This window comes from Oscillatoria sp. FACHB-1406 (assembly GCF_014698145.1).
GTDB lineage: Bacteria > Cyanobacteriota > Cyanobacteriia > Cyanobacteriales > Spirulinaceae > FACHB-1406.
This window is the reverse complement of sequence record NZ_JACJSM010000034.1, coordinates 16,268-33,085: the sequence shown is the minus strand read 5'-3', so window position 1 is coordinate 33,085 and position 16,818 is coordinate 16,268. Positions and strand designations below refer to the sequence as shown.

Here is a 16,818-nt window from a genome sequence, read left to right as displayed (position 1 = left end):
ATCAGACGCAAATTCAGTTTAGACACAACGAAATCGGACGTAAATGAAAAATTCAGATACAATAGCCGATTGTTTCGTTTTTTGAGGTCACACTGAATGGGTCGCGCACGCAAAGTTGTTTTAGCCTACTCCGGGGGAGTCGATACCTCCGTTTGCATTCCCTATCTCAAGCAAGAGTGGGGCGTTGAGGAAGTCATTACCCTCGCCGCCGACCTCGGTCAAGGAGATGAACTCGGCCCGATTAAAGAAAAAGCCTTAAAATCTGGCGCATCGGTTTCTCTCGTCGTCGATGGACGCGAAAGCTTCGTTAAAGACTACGCCTTTCCCGCTATTAAAGCCAATACCCTCTACGAAGACCGTTATCCCCTCTCTACCGCCCTCGCGCGTCCCTTAATTGCCAAGATGCTCGTCGAAGCCGCTGCCGCCTACGGCGCGGATGCCGTCGCCCACGGTTGTACCGGCAAAGGGAACGACCAAGTTCGCTTTGAGGTGTCTATCCTCGCCCTTCATCCCGAACTGAAAGTTCTCGCCCCCGCGCGGGAATGGGGAATGAGTCGCGAAGAAACCATCGCTTACGGCGAACGCTTCGGCATTCCCACCCCCGTGAAAAAGTCTTCCCCCTATAGTATCGATCGCAACTTACTCGGAATCGCGATCGAAGCGGGAATTCTCGAAGATCCCTGGGAAGAACCCCCCGAAGAAGTCTTTATTTTAACCAAAGCCGTAGAAGATACGCCCGACGAACCCGAATACATCGAAATCGGCTTCGAGCGCGGCATTCCCGTCAGCCTCAACGGACAAACCCTCGACCCTGTTGACCTCATCTCCCAGTTAAACGACCTCGCGGGCAAACACGGAGTCGGACGCATCGATATGATCGAGAATCGTCTCGTCGGGATTAAATCGCGCGAAATCTACGAAACGCCCGCTCTCCTCGTCCTCATCCACGCCCACCGCGACTTAGAAAGCTTGACGCTGACTGCCGATGTTACCCAATACAAACGCAGCATTGAGGACACCTACAGCCGTTTAATTTACCAAGGGTTGTGGTACTCCCCCTTAAAAACCGCTCTCGATGCGTTTATCGACCAAACGCAGGAACGAGTTACGGGTTCCGTGCGCGTCAAGTTGTTTAAAGGCAGTGCCAAAATTGTCGGACGCAAATCGGAAAATTCTATCTATGCAACCGACTTGGCTACCTACGGTGCAGAAGACCAATTCGACCATAAAGCGGCGGAAGGCTTCATTTATGTTTGGGGACTGCCAACTCGCGTTTGGTCGGAAAAAATGCGGGGTCAGTAAGACTCAATTAAAATTGAAACTGCATAGAACTTTCGCCTTGAAATCCCCGTCCGATAAATAGCTTTCGATCGTCAAAGGGATTACAGGAATGTTGGTTCCACAGTACGGGACTTATCTAGGGCTTGGGTGAATAATTGACAAGATTATTCGCCCAAGCCCTACTTATTTCTTCTCCTACCCATTTTCAGCGATCGCGGCGGCCATGCCTTAAAACTCTCCCGGAAAAACCGCCCTAGCGAACTTGAAGCCCTTAAAAACCGAAATTAACGGATTCTCGATACACTGAAGATTGGCTTGCGGCTAAGGAAACTTTGTTCCACAATTAGAAGCTCCAGGACAACATCTTTCCCACTCCCATGCAGTTATCCAAGTTGCTCGCTCCCACCCCCAAACGCTTGCTTGCACCGATGCAGCGCGCTTCAACTTGGCCTTTACTACTGGTATGGATTGGAATTGGCGCGCTCTTGCGCTTTACGCTGCTGTCGGCAAAACCGCCTTGGACGGACGAGTTTGCAACGTTGGTGTTTAGCTTGGGAAATAGCTTTCGAGGGGTTCCCACCGACGAAGCGATCGCGCTGACAACGCTGCTGCAACCGCTCCAAACGAATTTTGGGGGAACTGCGGGCGATGTTATCTCACATCTGCTGCACGAAGATAACCATCCGCCGCTGTATTTTCTGCTGGCGCACTTCTGGATGAAGTTGTTTCCGATGGGGCATTATATCTCGGTTTGGGTGGCGCGATCGCTCCCTGCTCTGTTGGGCGTTCTTTCCATCCCCGCGATGTACCTATTGGCGCGCGTTGCCTTCGGTTCGATCGCGATCGCCCATGTTGTCGCCGCGCTCATGGCAGTCTCTCCCTACGGCATCTACATCGCTCAGGAAGCCCGCCATTATACGCTCGCCATTCTTTTTGTCATTTCTTCGCTCTTGTGTCTCACAGCGGCGATTAAGTACCTTTGGCGCGGTTCGACGATTCCGATGGGACTAATCGCCCTTTGGATTGTGGCGAATATCCTCGGCTTTTGCTCGCACTACTTTTTCGTTCTGGCATTGGGAGCCGAAGCGATCGCGCTAGCAGTTTTGCTGGCAATCTTGTGGCGGCGCGTCAAGTCAAATACCCACGCCCGCCAAGCGACAAGTTTGAGTTCGCGCGCTTTCAAAAGTTCGAGGGGCGATCGACAAACGCGACTGTTTTTACTCTTTAAAAATAATCTCTATCGTTTGGGTTTAACCGGATTGGGGACGGGACTTTTTATCTTAGCTTGGCTGCATTTTGTCCTGCCCGATAACTATGGAAGTACGATGACGGCTTGGATTCGTCAGGATAATCGCAGTTTTTTGGGACTGATTAACCCGATCTTTCAATTGGGTGCGTCGGTTATTACGATGCTGTATTTATTGCCAGTAGAATCGCCCTTTTTAGCCGTAGTGGTGGTGTCGGGAATTTTGATGTTTGCCTATTTTTGTTGGGTTGTGCCGATTTTAGTTTGGGGCGCAAAAATGCAGGTACGACACCCAAACTATCATTTAGGATTGCGGGTTGCTTTAGCGTTTGTGGCAGGCGCGATCGCGATCTTTTTTGCCGTTACCTATTTAAAAGGCATCGATATTACGCGCGGCGCGCGCTATAGTTTCGTCTATTTTCCGGGGGCAATTTTACTGTTAGGCGGCAGTTTGGCGGCTTGCTGGCAATATGGAGACTTGGGGGCGAGTTTGGAACGTTCCGATCGCCTCAAACCGCCTCGCCATCGCGCGATCGGTGGGAATGGAAAACGTACCGTTGCGATAGTTTGGTTGGTCGGTTTCTTGAGTGCAATTACCGTTGTTTGTAATTGGGGCTATCAAAAGTATTATCGCCCCGATCTCGCTCTGCCCTTCCTCGAACAGTCGGCAGCCGCAGAGTCTGTCTTAATTGCCACAACTCATGAAACCTTAGTCCAAGTGGGAGAAATGATGGGATTGGCGTGGGAGTTAAAAAATACAGAAATTGCTCAAAAAACGAATTTCTTGCTTGCCCATCAACCCGAAAAAAACTCAACGGTAGCAACGGAAACGCTGACGCGCGTTCTGAAAACAATGCCGCGATCGCTGGATCTGTGGTTGGTCAATTTTCAGGCTCCTATCGATCTCCACGATTGTATCGCCCAGTCCAACTCTTTTCCTAACATTAACGGTTACGGTCTAAAACTCTATCGCTGTCCCGATGTGAGCGATATTCGCGCTTTGGATGAATGAGGGTGAAGTCTACAATATCAATGATTGGATAATCCCATTAACAATCGCGGATAAAGGTCTACGAGGGCGCTGAAATCGCCTTTTGAAAGGGTTAAAATCGTACAATGCGATCGCGCGATCGCATTGAAACTTAAAGGGGTATCGTCCAGCAGCGTCATCTCCCCAAAAAATTGCCCCGGTTTCAGATACGGCAATACTTCGATCTCCGTCGGTTCGAGAACCGAAAGAGCGGATTCTCCGTGCGCTCTGGCGGCAAGCGTTTCTGTAGAAGGCGTTGGTGCGATCTCGACTTTGCCTCGCCAAACAATATGCAGCCCGCGCCCCATCGTTCCCGCCGCGCACAGAATCTCTCCAGCCGCAAAATGCTCGCAGCGCAAGGCGCGATTGACAAGTAACAGTTCGTCTAGGAAAAGCGGTTGGAGTAGGGATACTGTTTTTAGAAATAGGGTGCGCTCGAGAAATTGGGCTTCCGCGCTCGGTGTCGGCGGCAAATCCTCGGGGGTGAATTCCTCGGGCCACTGCCAACTATTGGGTACGCCGCCGCCCGTGGCAAAGCTCGCCGCCAAACGAATCCAGCGATTGCTCGCATTCAACGCTTCGGTTAAACTTTTTTGAGTGGCAACTAAGTTATAGGTTCCGGCAGGTTGCGGCTCGAATAGGGGAAGAACGGGAACCACAAACCGCCGATAGGGACTAGCAGCGAGGGTTTCTAGGGCGTTGGCTTTTAGGCGCGCGTCGGAGGTATTGAGGATGCGGCGAATCGTGCTGGCAGTGCCTTCGCGATCGAGGTTGGAGAGGACGTAAAGGACGCGATGGCTTACGCGATCGCGGAAATCTTCCAGCGCAATCTTCAGGGGGTTTAAATCTGGGTTGTGGGGGGGAATGGCTGCCTGCCAGCGCAAACTCGGTAATACTAAGCTGTAATCGGCTTTTAAATCCTCAAACAGGAGGTCTTCTGCGGCGCGCGTCCGTACTTGACCGATCGCGGCGATCGCGGCTTCGGTGACTTCAGCGCGCGGCGATCGCAATTGCTTGGCCGCTAGGGGCAATCCTTCTTCTCCATACGCAGCCAGCGCTTTGGCTGCCCACAAACGTACTGCTAAGTTGGAATGTTCTAGCCCCCGGGCGAGTTGGGGTAAGACGGCGGGATGGCGCGCTACGCTCAATAATTTTAAGGAGGCGGCACGCAGGGGCGGGTCGAAAGCGGTTAATTCTGTCGCGGCGAGGAGGGCGAGGTCGAGATCCCCAGAACGCGCTAACAAGGCTAATGCTTCTAGCGCCTGTCGCTTGACTTCCGGGCAAGAATGTGATGCGAGGGAAGTCAGGAGGGGGATATACTTGCGATCGCCGGTACTGCGGAGACTATCAATCGTAACGCTTGCCGCAGCGCGATCGAGATTCAACAACCAAGAGGGAGGATAGAGCGCGCGGAATTCTTCATCATCATACTGCGCTTCCTCAACCGCAATGTAAGTTAACGCTTGGATGGTGGGATCGAGGCTAAGCGCTAAAGCGTGCAGTTCGTGGCGCTCGATGGGTTGTTTGCTGGCAATGGTGGCAAGTAGTGCGAGGCGCTGGACGGTTTCGTGAGGAGAAACAAGACATCGGTGCAGATAGCGCGAGAGTTCGGGATCGCCAGGGGTTTTAAAAAAGTTAAGCAGCGATCGCTCTAAACTGGGATCGAGGCGCTCGAGCAAAGCATCGACTTCCGGGAGAAACTGACTGGGATGTTCGATGCGTCGCGCCAGTTCTAAGCCTAAATTTTGCGAAAGGGAATCGTCGCGGGTTAATAAAAGGCGAATTTGGGAGCGATAGCGGTGGGGGAGATGCGTGAATCCTTCGCCGACTTGCTCGAGGTTAGCAGCACCGGATTTTAGCAGAGTGAGAAGCGATCGCACGTAACTTTGTCCCATCCAGTAGCGCGCCACGAGGAAGAGTACGCTTAACCCAATCCCGGTATAAGCAATTTGGTTCGGGGTTAAAAGGGATTTAGACACCCATAAAATTAGTCCCGAAACTGCTAAACCAAAAGAATAAATCAAGCCATTCGCGATCGCGCGCACCTGTCCGACAATGGCATAAGGAACGGCGTTGTAATTTAAATTGTGAATCGGTTGATTGAGGCTATCATCTAATCCATCGGCATTAACGTTACTGAAGATCGCCGCCGGTAAATTGAAATTGAGCGACAGTCCGAGGAAACTGAGGAAAGTCGTGAGGGGATAGATGAGGTTGGAGCGACTCACGCCCCAATTCGCGATCGCAGCGCGCGTCACAAAATAGAGAATAAAAAACGGCAAAATATTGTTTGCCGCGCGCATCGTCCCCAAAAAGCTCGTCAGTTCTCGAGGGTCGCTAAACTGTTCGGCATAGATTCCCAAATAGGTAAACTCGGCAACGCTGTACAGAAGAATATAGAAAAAGGTACTGCTCGCCAAGAACAAAATAATCGGATAATCTTGCAGTAAGGTGGGTAATGTTTGCCAATTAATTTCCCCTTCCCCATCAGCAACAGTCGGAGCAGAGATGGGGCGCTGTCGGGAGTTCAGATAAACCAGTTGGAAAAACGCGATCGCGTAGAAAATCGGTAAAACTAAAAATAAATTTTCTGGCGGAAACTCTGCCGCCAGCAAAACCGTCAAACCGCCCCCCAGCAAACCGCCCACCGCCATCGCCATCTTCAAAAACGGCGCGTAACGCTTCCAATCGAGCGCGGTGAAATAATCGGACACCAAACTCGCAAACAGCACCTCCGGAACGAGAATCCACTGGAAGTAACAACCGACGTGCAAAGCGTAGTAAGTCCAAGTTGCATCGAAAACGAGCAAACCGCGCAGGGCTAGGAAAAATAGCGCCGCCGAGATTAAAAAAGCTTGACACAAGCGCACGCGATTGTAGCGATCCACCACTTGCGAAAGCCACGTATAAGCGGGGAGGGAAACCAAACCCATCAGAACGTAGGAAAGCGGTAAATAATTCGCCCCCACGCGAGAGAGGAACAGCGAACTCGCCGCCGTCAGTCCTACCACGCTAAACCCCATCATCGAAACAGCAAGAAGCAGTAGGTGGGCGAGGCGAGAACCCGATTCGCCCCTCAATCCGAGACACCGCTTGATGAATTGTTTGAGGTTGAAGAGGTATGCCATTGCCAAAGCGGTAGCGCTATCGCCTGCTCGATAAATCGTCACTCTATTTTAATCAGCGTCCGCGATCGTGGCTACAGCCAGAGGGGAAAAACGCGATCGCTTCAAGCGTACTGCGTTCAAGCAACAGGGATCTGATAATTGAGAATAGTGCTAATACCAGATTGATGTGAAGCTGCATAGAATGAAAAGTAGGGTGTGTTAGCAAAGCGTAACGCACCGTTATCCTGAAAATTTAGGAGAGTTAATTCTCGGCAAAGTCATCTTAAATTGGTATAACTTACAACCAATTTTAGCGAGCGATCGTCTATGACATTCTCTACTCAGACACCCCAGAAACTTGGTTTCTAAGTACCACAGCATCCAAAAAAAGTAGCCGCGCTTTCCTTAAGAAAAGCACGGATTACGTTTTGATGGTTTGACAGTTTTGTTACAACTTGTTAGCCTGCATTTTTTTGCTCTTTACGCTTCAGCGTCGAACCTACACCCATTGCACCAAGCGCTAGCAAACCAAGTGTAGAAGCGGGTTCGGGAACTGCCTGGTTAGGAGTAGAACTAATTTTCACATTATCAACACCAGCCTGGAAAAAATTTTGGTTGTCAACTTCCCGAAAAGCCAATCGCACTGTTTGACCTGCCCATGCACTTAAATCGAATGTGGTGCTAGTCCACCGATCGGGGGAGACAGTTGGAGCTAAAATATTGGCTAGTACCCCAGCCGATGAAGAATTGTCAAACCAGTCGCTAAATCCAGCCGAAACAATATCCACTCGGAACTGTTGATTAACAACGCCAAATGCGTTCATGGTTTCCGGATTGAAAAGGGGTATAGAAGTCTGAGCAAACCAGTCAAATGAGAGTTGGTACTGCGAACCCGCTTCTAGGAAGATATCTTGAAACAAAACGTGTGAGCCTCCGCCCCCTTGGTCGGTCACTGCATATCGCGTCCCTTCACTTGCACCTGAAATCGGAATACCAGATAATGGAGCACTACCTCCAGCAGTATTGAAAAAGTTACCACTACTAAATGCTTGGTTAACTACCGTCCATCCTGAGAAGTTTCCAGTTTCAAATCCACCATTGACAATTGAAGCAGCGTTAGCAGCTTTTACTGTTGCACCCAGCGCCATCAATGCTGCACCAGCGGTAGCCAAAGATAACTTTTTCATCATAGTTGCGGTAGCCATTTTCCCAAATCTCCAAACAAGTAAAGGTTGACAGGAGTATTACTCTACAAATGCGATTGCCGATAACTTCGTCATTAGTAGAAACTACCCCTAAAAAATCTTGCGTAACCTACTTATTTTTGTGACTGACTTAGGGGGGTGATTTCGCGCTTATCTGAGTGTTATCACTGTAATTAGATTGGCATAGCTCGCTCGGAAGAGCCAACAGTTTATGTGCAGCTTCATCAAAAAAATATATTTAAAGATAGAGAAAAATAGGGTAAAAAAAGATATATCAGCCCAAATGCTGATGCTTAAAGGTTTTCCTGCAACAACAGTGGTAAAGGCTACTGGGTGACTCTATTAATTTTCGGTAAAGATGCGTTGAAAAAACATTGACAAAAATTAATAAAAGTGTTAATTGAGTAGCTAACCTTTGCCTAACAAATAGAACCCGCCTATAATGGGGACGGCAAGCAATGACCCTAGAGGGCCTGTCCGCGACTCGAAGAGTGACAAAATCGCTCTGGCTACGCATTACCAACTATTTAGCCTTTTGTTGGTTTGAGCCAAGGAAAGGCAATGTCTGCCTTACACCTGAAATCTTCACTAAAGCATCAATATAATTCTGTAATTTTGTCAAGTTATTTGCTTGGACTGGCTCTCTAGAACCTCATCGAATTACCAATCTCAGATTTAAGGTGTGAGAACAAATCCTATGTCAAAATTCCTCTGGCAATTTCTTAAAATTGCTCCTGTTGTTACGGGCAGTTCGCTATTACTAGCCAATCTTGCTGCTGCTGTCCCCAATCCGGACGCTGAAAATACTTTCCCGGGCAGCAGCGAAATGCTGCAACAAATCGACAGTTACAGCAGTGAAGGTATCGACAGTTCCCTCGGACAAAGCGTGCAAGGCGCATCCAAATTCCGCGACGTGCGCCCCACCGATTGGGCATTCCAAGCCCTCGACGACCTCATCAAACGCTACGATTGCTTGGTGGGTTATCCCGATGGCAGTTTCCGAGGCAATCGTCCTTTAACTCGTTACGAATTCGCCGCCGGTTTAAATGCCTGCTTGAACCAAATCGAGCGCTTAATCGCCTCATCCGGTAGCGGTTTCGCGACTAAAGAAGACTTGGAAACCTTGCGCCGCCTGATGCAAGAGTTTGAGGCGGAATTGGCAACCCTAGGAACCCGCGTCGATAACCTGGAAGCGCGCACTGCTTTCCTTGAAGACCATCAATTTTCCACGACCACTAAATTACGGCCCGAGGTCATCTTTGCAGCGAACGAGATGTTCAACGACCCGGGGGAACTCTACGATACTAACCGCGACGGCATCCGCGAAAGGCGCTTTACCGATACCGGCAATGCGACCTTTGTCAACCGCATTCGCTTCAACTTCGACACCAGTTTTACGGGCAAAGACCGCCTGCGGGTACGCTTGGAAGCGGGGAACGCAGGAACTTACTCCCTTCTGAGTAGCAGCGGCGTAACGCGCGAAGGTCGCTACGGGTTTGAAAGCAACAGCGACAATAGCGTTTTCGTTAACGACCTCTGGTACAGTTTCCCCATTCTCAACGATCGCGGTAAGGTGATGGTTGGGACTAGCGGTTTAGACCTCGATGATGTGTTTAACCCCATCAGTCCCTTTGAATCGAGCGGTACGGGGTCGATTTCTCGGTTCGGGCGTTTCAGTCCGATTTACCGCGTCGGTCAAGGTGCGGGAATTTCAGCAGAGGTTGCCCTCAACGATTGGGTCAGTATTGCGGGAACTTACCTCGCCAGCGAAGCAAGCAATCCCTCGCCGGGAGCGGGTTTGTTGGGCGGAGACCATGTTGCAGCCGGTCAGTTAACCCTTACGCCCTTTGACAAGCGCTTGACAATCGGTTTAACTTATGCTAATGCTTATGCGAGTAATGGTATGGGGTGGGCGATCGGCAGCCGTCCGGCAAATTTCAACGTTCGAGGGAATCCATTTTTCGGTACGGGAACTGCACCTGTAGTGAGTAATAATTACGGCGTGCAAGCGATTTTTAATCTCACGGATAAAATCTTTGTCGGCGGTTGGGCGGGTTATACTGCTGCGCGCGCGATTAATACCGGCGATGGCGATATTTGGTATTGGAATAGTTACGTGGGTGTAGACGATTTCGGTTTGGCAGGAAGTCGTTTGGGGCTAATGTTTGGAATGGAACCCAAGTTAGTCGGTTCGAGTCCGAATATCGGCACGCTGAATGTTGCGGGTTTAGGGAATAATTTAGGCAATCGGGCAGACCGCGACACGAGCTATCATGTCGAGGCGTTCTACCGAATTCCGGTCAATAAATATATTACAATTACGCCCGGTCTAATCTGGATTACCGCGCCCGGAATGAATAGCCTTAATCCCGATCTTTGGTTGGGAACGGTTCGGACGACCTTCTCTTTCTAACGATGGCTATAAAACCCGGTTTCTTTAAGGAACCGGGCTGCTATTTTATTTGAAAAGAGCAGTTAATCGAGAATGAAGCACCCCGATCGCTGTGAAAATATGACCGAAATTAGAGCAGAAATCGATCGCTTGGATCGTCAAGTTATTGCGCTACTCGGTCAGCGTTTTGAATACGTTAAGGCTGCCTCTCAGTTTAAAACGAGTGAAATGGCAGTTCGAGCGCCAGAACGCTTGGAAGCTATGTTAGAGGAGCGTCGAGCGTGGGCGGAAGAAGAAGGGCTAAATGCAGACGCGATCGCAAAAATGTATCGGGATTTAGTCGAGAGTTTTATTGAAGAGGAAATGAAACACTGGCGGCAGTCTTAATCGGAGGACTACCTAGGATTCAAGTCGCGATCGCGGCTTTCGTATAACGGAGTTATTATGCCGGTTGACCTTCAATTGCTTCTGTTAGCAATAATAACATTGTATCACGCGATCGCGACATTTTTTGAAGACCGACAACTGCCCCCCGGTCAAAGGTTCGATATCGGCGGATATTCCCTGCATTTGTGCATTGCAGGAACGGGACAACCCACGATTGTTCTCGACCACAGTTTAGGCGGCGTTGAAGGATATTTATTGCTTGACAAACTCGCCCCATTATGCAAAGTTTGCATTTACGATCGCGCTGGGTACGGTTGGAGCGATCGCAGTCCTTATCCCCGCACAAGCCAGCAAATTGCTAAGGAATTAGACGCGCTCTTAACCGCTGCTAAGATCGAACCACCCTACATTTTAATCGGCGATTCGTTTGGCAGCTACAATGTACGCTTGTATGCGAACTTATTTCCAGAAAAAGTTGCAGGAATTGTGCTAACGGATGGATTGCACGAGGAGGAAATGTTAGCCTTGCCCTGCGCTCTAAAACTTTTAAAGCTCTTTTTTATCTCCGGCTTTATCATGTCGATTATCGGGTCGAGTTTGGGGCTGGTCAGAATCATTAAAGATTTAGGGATTTTTGAGATTTTAAAGCCAGAACTTCGCAAGTTCAAGCAAACCCCTCTTCAAGATACAAAACGTTCTTTCTGTCGCTCAAAACATTGGATAACGATGACGCGAGAAATGTTAAGCCTTGAAGAGAGCGCGCGCCAAGTTAGCCTCGCGAAACAGTTATCCGATATTCCCATCGCGAGTCTTAAAGCAGCTTCATTTTTTATCCCTTCGTTCTGGACAAAAGCCCTTCCTTTAAAAACCGCTAATCGAGCGCGCGATAGAATGCACCTAAAATTCAGCAAACTATCACCCAATCTCATTCAAATCGAGGCGGATAAAAGCAGTCATTTTGTCTGGATCGATCGTCCCGATGCGATTGTCACTGCGGTTAAAAAAGTGTTAGATCGAATTAAGGATTAAGCGCGGCGCGATCGCGATGAATGTAAAAGCTACAAATTCTTGACAAAAACTAGAAGTGAGGGATGAATGACAACCTGGATATTTCTCGATATTGATGGAGTTTTAGTTCCCGAAAAAACTTTCGATGTTTCCCGGTCGCAGGAAAATAGATTGCAATTTGATTCAGCCTGCTTGCAGCGCTTTGAAGGAGTGTTGGAACATTACCCCGAAGTTTTAATCGTGATTTCCTCATCCTGGCGAGAAATCTTTTCCTTTGAATTCACGCGCAGCTTATTTTCGCCAAATCTAGCAGATCGCGTCGTCGGTTTCACCCCTTTTTTGCCGCCCCAACTCATCCATAAATTACAATACCTTCGCCATCAAGAAGTGTTAGAATTTTTGCAACAAGCTCGGGCAGAAAATGACTTTTGGGTTGCAATCGACGATATTAGAGAGCATTATCCTCCGAGCGCGCGAGTCGTCGTTACTGATGCGAATGAGGGCTTTGATGAAGGGGCGGCGCTATCTTTAAAACTCTACTTATCTACCGATCTAGAGAATCAATCGTTAGAATAGAGCTATTCCTTACCTCATCAATCGTCTTTACAAATGACTCAACTCCATGACGGACCGAGAGCGCCACAGCTTCTACAATTAATTCAGTGGATTGCCGATCCTTTCGCTTACCTGGATGCAAACGCGAAACGCTACGGCGAAACGTTTACGGTGAGATTTAGTAATTGGCAACCGATGGTATTCTTCAGCCATCCCCAAGCGAACCAAGAAATTTTTATGGGGGGTTATGATGCCTTTACTGCGGGAAGTTCTAACGGCATTTTACGTCCTTTAGTCGGCGATAATTCCCTACTGTTGTTGGATGGCGATCGCCATAAAAGAGAACGAAAACTTTTAATGCCACCTTTTCACGGAGAACGGCTACAATCTTACGGCAGGATGATTCAAGAGATTGCAGAAAATGCCGCACAACAACTCGTTCCTGGAAAAACTTTTATTGCGAGGGATCTCATGCAAGAGATTACTTTGCAAGTGATTATGCAAGCGGTATTTGGCTTGCGAGAGGGCGAGCGCTACGCCCAACTCAAGCCGCTACTGGCGAGTATTTTAGAAATTACCAATTCTCCGTTGCGATCGAGTTTCATTTTCTTTGATTTCCTACAAAAAGATTGGGGTTCGTGGAGTCCTTGGGGTAGAATGCTGCTACAACAAAGAAAGATTGAAGCCTTGTTACAAGAAGAAATTAACGAACGACGCGATCGCTCTCAATCGGATCGCGAAGATATTCTCAGTTTAATGATGCAAGCGCGGGACGAAGATGGCAACCCCATGAGCGATCGCGAATTGCTCGACGAACTGATGACGCTATTATTTGCCGGACACGAAACGACGGCGACTGCGCTCGCTTGGGCGATGTATTGGGTGCATTTTTTACCGGAAGTCGGCGCTAAGTTACTGGCGGAGTTGGAGACGGCAGGGAATAATATCGAGGCGATAGAAATCGCGAAACTCCCTTATCTCAATGCCTTCTGTAATGAAACGCTTCGTATCTATCCGGTTGCTATTATTTCCGCTCCTCGCGTTGCCTTAAAACCCGTACAAGTGATGGGGCAGCGTTATAGTGCTTATACGCCTTTAGTTCCTTGTATTTATCTCACTCATCGCCGCGAAGATTTATATCCAGAACCCGAACAGTTTAAACCGGAACGCTTCCTCGAACGGCAATATACGGTTTATGAATTTGTTCCTTTCGGGGGTGGAAATCGGCGTTGTATCGGCTATGCTTTAGCCCTATTAGAAATGAAGTTAGTTTTAGCAACTTTACTCTCGCATTGTGAGTTTGAACTGGCTGATAATAAGCCCGTTAAACCCGAACGGCGGGGCGTAACAATGACACCAGCGGGAGGAGTGCGCGTGAAGTTAAAGAGAACGCGCGATCGCAACCGTCAATTGGATGCTATGAGTTTAGTAACTTGAGATGATTTAAGGCTCGGCGTTAGTACAATATTAAAGGAAGTGGGGAGAAGGCGTTGCTATTTTTTTGAATGGGGACTTGCACCATTGACGTTGGCACTATCTCGATTAGAATAGAGGATAATCTTTGTCCCGCTAACAGAAATGCGATCGCGCCGACAGTTATCCTTCCCTTTTTCCCCTTAAAATTGACGCACAGAACCTCCCGGTTTCTTAAAGAAGCCGGGTTTGTTACGCTGCGATGAGATAATCGCGCGATAATTAACCCTAAAACATTTACAGGTCTAACGACAAACTACTATGCACGGCGAAAACCTCCAAGAATGGATTAAACATATCGGTTATTTAGGGATTTGGGCAATCATCTTTGCAGAATCCGGTCTCATGATTGGCTTCTTTTTGCCGGGAGATAGTTTATTGTTTACGGCTGGGTTTCTCGCTTCGCAAAACTTTTTAAATATCTTTGTTTTGATATTTGGGGCTTTTGCGTGTGCGGTCTTCGGGGATAATGTCGGTTATGCAACGGGACACCGTTTCGGTCGTCGATTATTTCAGAAAGAAGATTCGAGAATTTTTAAGCGTAAATATCTCATTCAAACGCAAAATTTCTATGCCAAACACGGGCAAAAAACAATTGTTCTCGCCCGCTTTATGCCCATTGTCCGAACCTTTGCCCCCATCGTCGCGGGGACGGCTGCTATGCGCTACAAAACCTTCATGACTTACAACTTGATTGGCGGCGCAGTTTGGACGGTTGGCGTAACGTTATTGGGGTTCTTTCTGGGTAAAGTGATTCCCGATGTTGATAAATATTTATTGCCAATTATTGCGGTTATTATTCTCGTTTCGATCGCGCCTTCTATTTGGCACGTTGTCGCCGAACACCGTTCTGCAAAAAATTCCCCCCCAGACGAACCTCAAGAAACATACGAACCTCAAGAAAAATAAGCAATACGCTCGACTCGCGTTTTTAGCGTTCCGTCGGATGTAAGATCGATTAGGCGCAATCCGGGTTGCTGCTTGGGCGCGAGTTCGTCGTTTTCATCAAATTGCTGGCAAGTTGAAGGCGTACCGAGATAGAGGATTTCTTCTCGTTCTCGCTCGAAAGCTTGATGAATGTGACCGAAGAGAACGAGTTTAACTTGGGGGGCGCAATCGAGGATTGCAAACAAATCGTCGGCATTTTGCAGCATACTCTTTTCCCATTTTGGCGTGACGGCAATGGGGGGATGGTGCAGGGCAATAATAATGAATCGATCGCGATTTTGCTGTAATTTTTGTTCTAACCAGGTTAAAGTTTCTGCCGATAAATAGCCTTCTTCGCGATCGGGAATGGTAGAATTGAGAAGGAGAAATTGCCAGTTACTAACGGTAAATTCATTTTGGAGAGAAATCGAGCTTTTTTTTAACACTTTCGCCATTGTATCGAGATCGTCGTGATTCCCCGGTAGCGCATAAATTGGGATATCGAGGAATTTTAATTCATCGCACAAATGTTGATAGGATTCGGGGGTCATATCTTGCGATAAGTCTCCCGTAAGCAGTAAAATATCTGGTTGCGGTTCGAGTTGCTGCAAGCGTTGGATAACGGCTTGAAATGAGGCGGCGGTTTGTAGGTCCCAGAGGGTTTGAGCGCGATCGCAAAATAGGTGGGTATCGGTGATTTGAGCGATGTGAAGCACGAATTAATGAATGATGAATGATGAAGAGGGAAGAGGGAAGAGTTAATTCACGAATTGACTTGCTCTCATCCATTGAGGTTGTAAGAGCGAAAACGATGGACGCTATTCGATGTCGAGTTGGGTTTGAAATAATAACTGCGGATCGATTTCATACCCTCCGGAAGGAGGTTGATAGCGAACCCCAAAGACTTTAAGATCGTAAGTTCCAGAAGCGAGGGGACCGAGCGTTGCTTCGATGGAATAGTCGCACATACAGCGACAATAATCGCCCTCATTAACTTCCGTAATGGCAATCTCGCTATTTTCAACTCGGCGCTCTAAACGTAAGTCCGCGCAACAAACGTAGGACAGCGCATGAGCAAATTTAATATTATCTCTATCCACCGCTACCGAAATTTTTTTGGCGGGATAGGAGCCTTTAGCGAGACTTTGCGATTGCTCTTGCTCGCTCTGGCAGCCACTCACCGCGTATCTCAATGCTGGCGCTTCTGCAATCTCACCTGTTGGGGCAGCCTGAATTAAAGTTGCCGAAGCTAATATCAGCACTACGGTGAAAACTAACACGATCGCGAAGCGCCAGTATTGTTTGATTGCGTTCATAGCCCACCAATGAACCGATAGATTCTATTCTGGCATAAGCTCAATCGAAAGAGCGCGAGCAAAAAGCCCTTAAGATGCACTGGGAAGCCAAACCTGACAATCTGAGGTTTGTCGATCTTCGTGCAAATCTTTTAAAGCAGATTCGAGTTCGGCAGTCAGACGCGGTGCATTTGTGCGAATCGAACCATTGCGGTAATGAGAAACATCAATGGGTTTACCAATTTCCACTCGGGCTTCACTCCCCCAAGTCGGGCAGGATTCGGAGTAGGACAAGCTAATCGGGACAATTTTAACGGCTTCTTCGGGCAGGTGCGATTGCGCTTCCAGGGCAATCCGCGCAACGCCGCTTTTAATCGGTTGAACTTTTTGTTCGCGGTAAATATTGCCTTCGGGGAAAATGGTGAGGGCTTCGCCGCGACGCAGGAGTTGCACGCTGTGACGGAAGGAGCTAATTGAGGGGCGCAGAGGATCGACAGGAAAGCCGCCCAAACGTTTCATAAACCAGCCTTGCAGCCCTTTATACTCGTTGCAGGAGATCATGAAGTGGAGATCGCGTCCGGTGACTAATCTGCCGACGGCGAGGGGAACGACTAAGGCATCCCAGCGCGAACGATGGGTGGGGGCAAAAATGACGGGGCCTTGGCAAGGAACATTTTCTTGTCCGATAATTTCAATACGCCCGAAGAAAAAGGGTAAAACGAGACGAGAGCCGAGGGCATAAGCGACGCGAGCGAATACGGGCGAAATGCGGGAAGAAATAGCTTCGTTGGAGTTCGACATCTTTATCTATGCGAGCGGGGAAATAAGGCAAGTTTACTAAAGACAATCAGTAGCAGCAAGCTGTTCCTGAGTTATGACATTACCTTAGTTTTTTTAGGGGCTGATGTCTTG

13 protein-coding genes are annotated in these 16,818 nt (G+C 48.5%); 8 read left to right on the top strand and 5 right to left on the bottom strand.

Annotation, left to right across the window (positions count from 1 at the left end):
* Positions 1 to 96 precede the first annotated feature (96 nt).
* A complete protein-coding gene (locus H6G50_RS22720; protein ID WP_190721658.1) occupies positions 97 to 1,302 on the top strand; it encodes an argininosuccinate synthase in 1,206 nt (401 codons plus the stop codon).
* Positions 1,303 to 1,658: 356 nt separating this feature from the next.
* Complete coding sequence (locus tag H6G50_RS22715; protein ID WP_242032953.1) at positions 1,659 to 3,539, top strand: glycosyltransferase family 39 protein; 1,881 nt, start codon at positions 1,659 to 1,661, stop codon at positions 3,537 to 3,539.
* A 17-nt stretch (positions 3,540 to 3,556) separates the two neighbouring features.
* Here the strand turns inward: H6G50_RS22715 and H6G50_RS24600 are convergent, their stop codons facing one another.
* Together H6G50_RS24600 and H6G50_RS22705 are read right to left on the bottom strand one after the other, a co-directional pair.
* Positions 3,557 to 6,727 (bottom strand): HEAT repeat domain-containing protein, encoded by a 3,171-nt coding sequence (locus H6G50_RS24600; protein ID WP_190721656.1) that lies wholly within the window; start codon positions 6,725 to 6,727, stop codon positions 3,557 to 3,559.
* 395 nt (positions 6,728 to 7,122) lie between these two features.
* Positions 7,123 to 7,869, bottom strand: a complete 747-nt coding sequence (locus H6G50_RS22705) for a PEP-CTERM sorting domain-containing protein (protein WP_190721654.1) — start codon at positions 7,867 to 7,869, stop codon at positions 7,123 to 7,125.
* A 697-nt stretch (positions 7,870 to 8,566) separates the two neighbouring features.
* Between H6G50_RS22705 and H6G50_RS22700 the strand changes: the two genes are divergently transcribed.
* The 6 genes from H6G50_RS22700 (at position 8,567) to H6G50_RS22675 (ending at position 14,593) form a co-directional block, all read left to right on the top strand.
* On the top strand, positions 8,567 to 10,282 hold the full coding sequence (locus H6G50_RS22700; protein WP_190721652.1) for an iron uptake porin: 1,716 nt from the start codon (positions 8,567 to 8,569) through the stop codon (positions 10,280 to 10,282).
* A gap of 72 nt (positions 10,283 to 10,354) precedes the next feature.
* On the top strand, positions 10,355 to 10,648 hold the full coding sequence (locus H6G50_RS22695) for an isochorismate lyase (protein WP_190721650.1): 294 nt from the start codon (positions 10,355 to 10,357) through the stop codon (positions 10,646 to 10,648).
* Between the two features lie 57 nt (positions 10,649 to 10,705).
* Positions 10,706 to 11,677, top strand: coding sequence for an alpha/beta hydrolase (locus H6G50_RS22690; protein WP_190721648.1), 972 nt, complete (start codon positions 10,706 to 10,708; stop codon positions 11,675 to 11,677).
* 66 nt (positions 11,678 to 11,743) lie between these two features.
* Positions 11,744 to 12,232 (top strand): HAD domain-containing protein, encoded by a 489-nt coding sequence (locus H6G50_RS22685; protein ID WP_190721646.1) that lies wholly within the window; start codon positions 11,744 to 11,746, stop codon positions 12,230 to 12,232.
* A 33-nt stretch (positions 12,233 to 12,265) separates the two neighbouring features.
* Entirely contained in the window at positions 12,266 to 13,648 is a 1,383-nt protein-coding gene (locus H6G50_RS22680) for a cytochrome P450 (RefSeq protein WP_190721644.1), read from the top strand.
* Between the two features lie 297 nt (positions 13,649 to 13,945).
* On the top strand, positions 13,946 to 14,593 hold the full coding sequence (locus H6G50_RS22675; RefSeq protein ID WP_190721642.1) for a VTT domain-containing protein: 648 nt from the start codon (positions 13,946 to 13,948) through the stop codon (positions 14,591 to 14,593).
* Here H6G50_RS22675 and H6G50_RS22670 read toward each other — a convergent pair.
* The 3 genes from H6G50_RS22670 to H6G50_RS22660 all read right to left on the bottom strand — a co-directional run bounded on the left by H6G50_RS22670 (position 14,581) and on the right by H6G50_RS22660 (position 16,707).
* A complete protein-coding gene (locus tag H6G50_RS22670; protein WP_190721640.1) occupies positions 14,581 to 15,327 on the bottom strand; it encodes a metallophosphoesterase in 747 nt (248 codons plus the stop codon). The two genes, H6G50_RS22675 and H6G50_RS22670, sit on opposite strands and share 13 nt — an antisense overlap.
* A gap of 102 nt (positions 15,328 to 15,429) precedes the next feature.
* Positions 15,430 to 15,927 (bottom strand): hypothetical protein, encoded by a 498-nt coding sequence (locus tag H6G50_RS22665; protein WP_190721638.1) that lies wholly within the window; start codon positions 15,925 to 15,927, stop codon positions 15,430 to 15,432.
* A 69-nt stretch (positions 15,928 to 15,996) separates the two neighbouring features.
* The gene (locus tag H6G50_RS22660; protein WP_190721636.1) at positions 15,997 to 16,707 is read right to left on the bottom strand and encodes a lysophospholipid acyltransferase family protein; all 711 of its coding nucleotides are present in this window, start codon (positions 16,705 to 16,707) and stop codon (positions 15,997 to 15,999) included.
* Positions 16,708 to 16,818 lie beyond the last annotated feature (111 nt).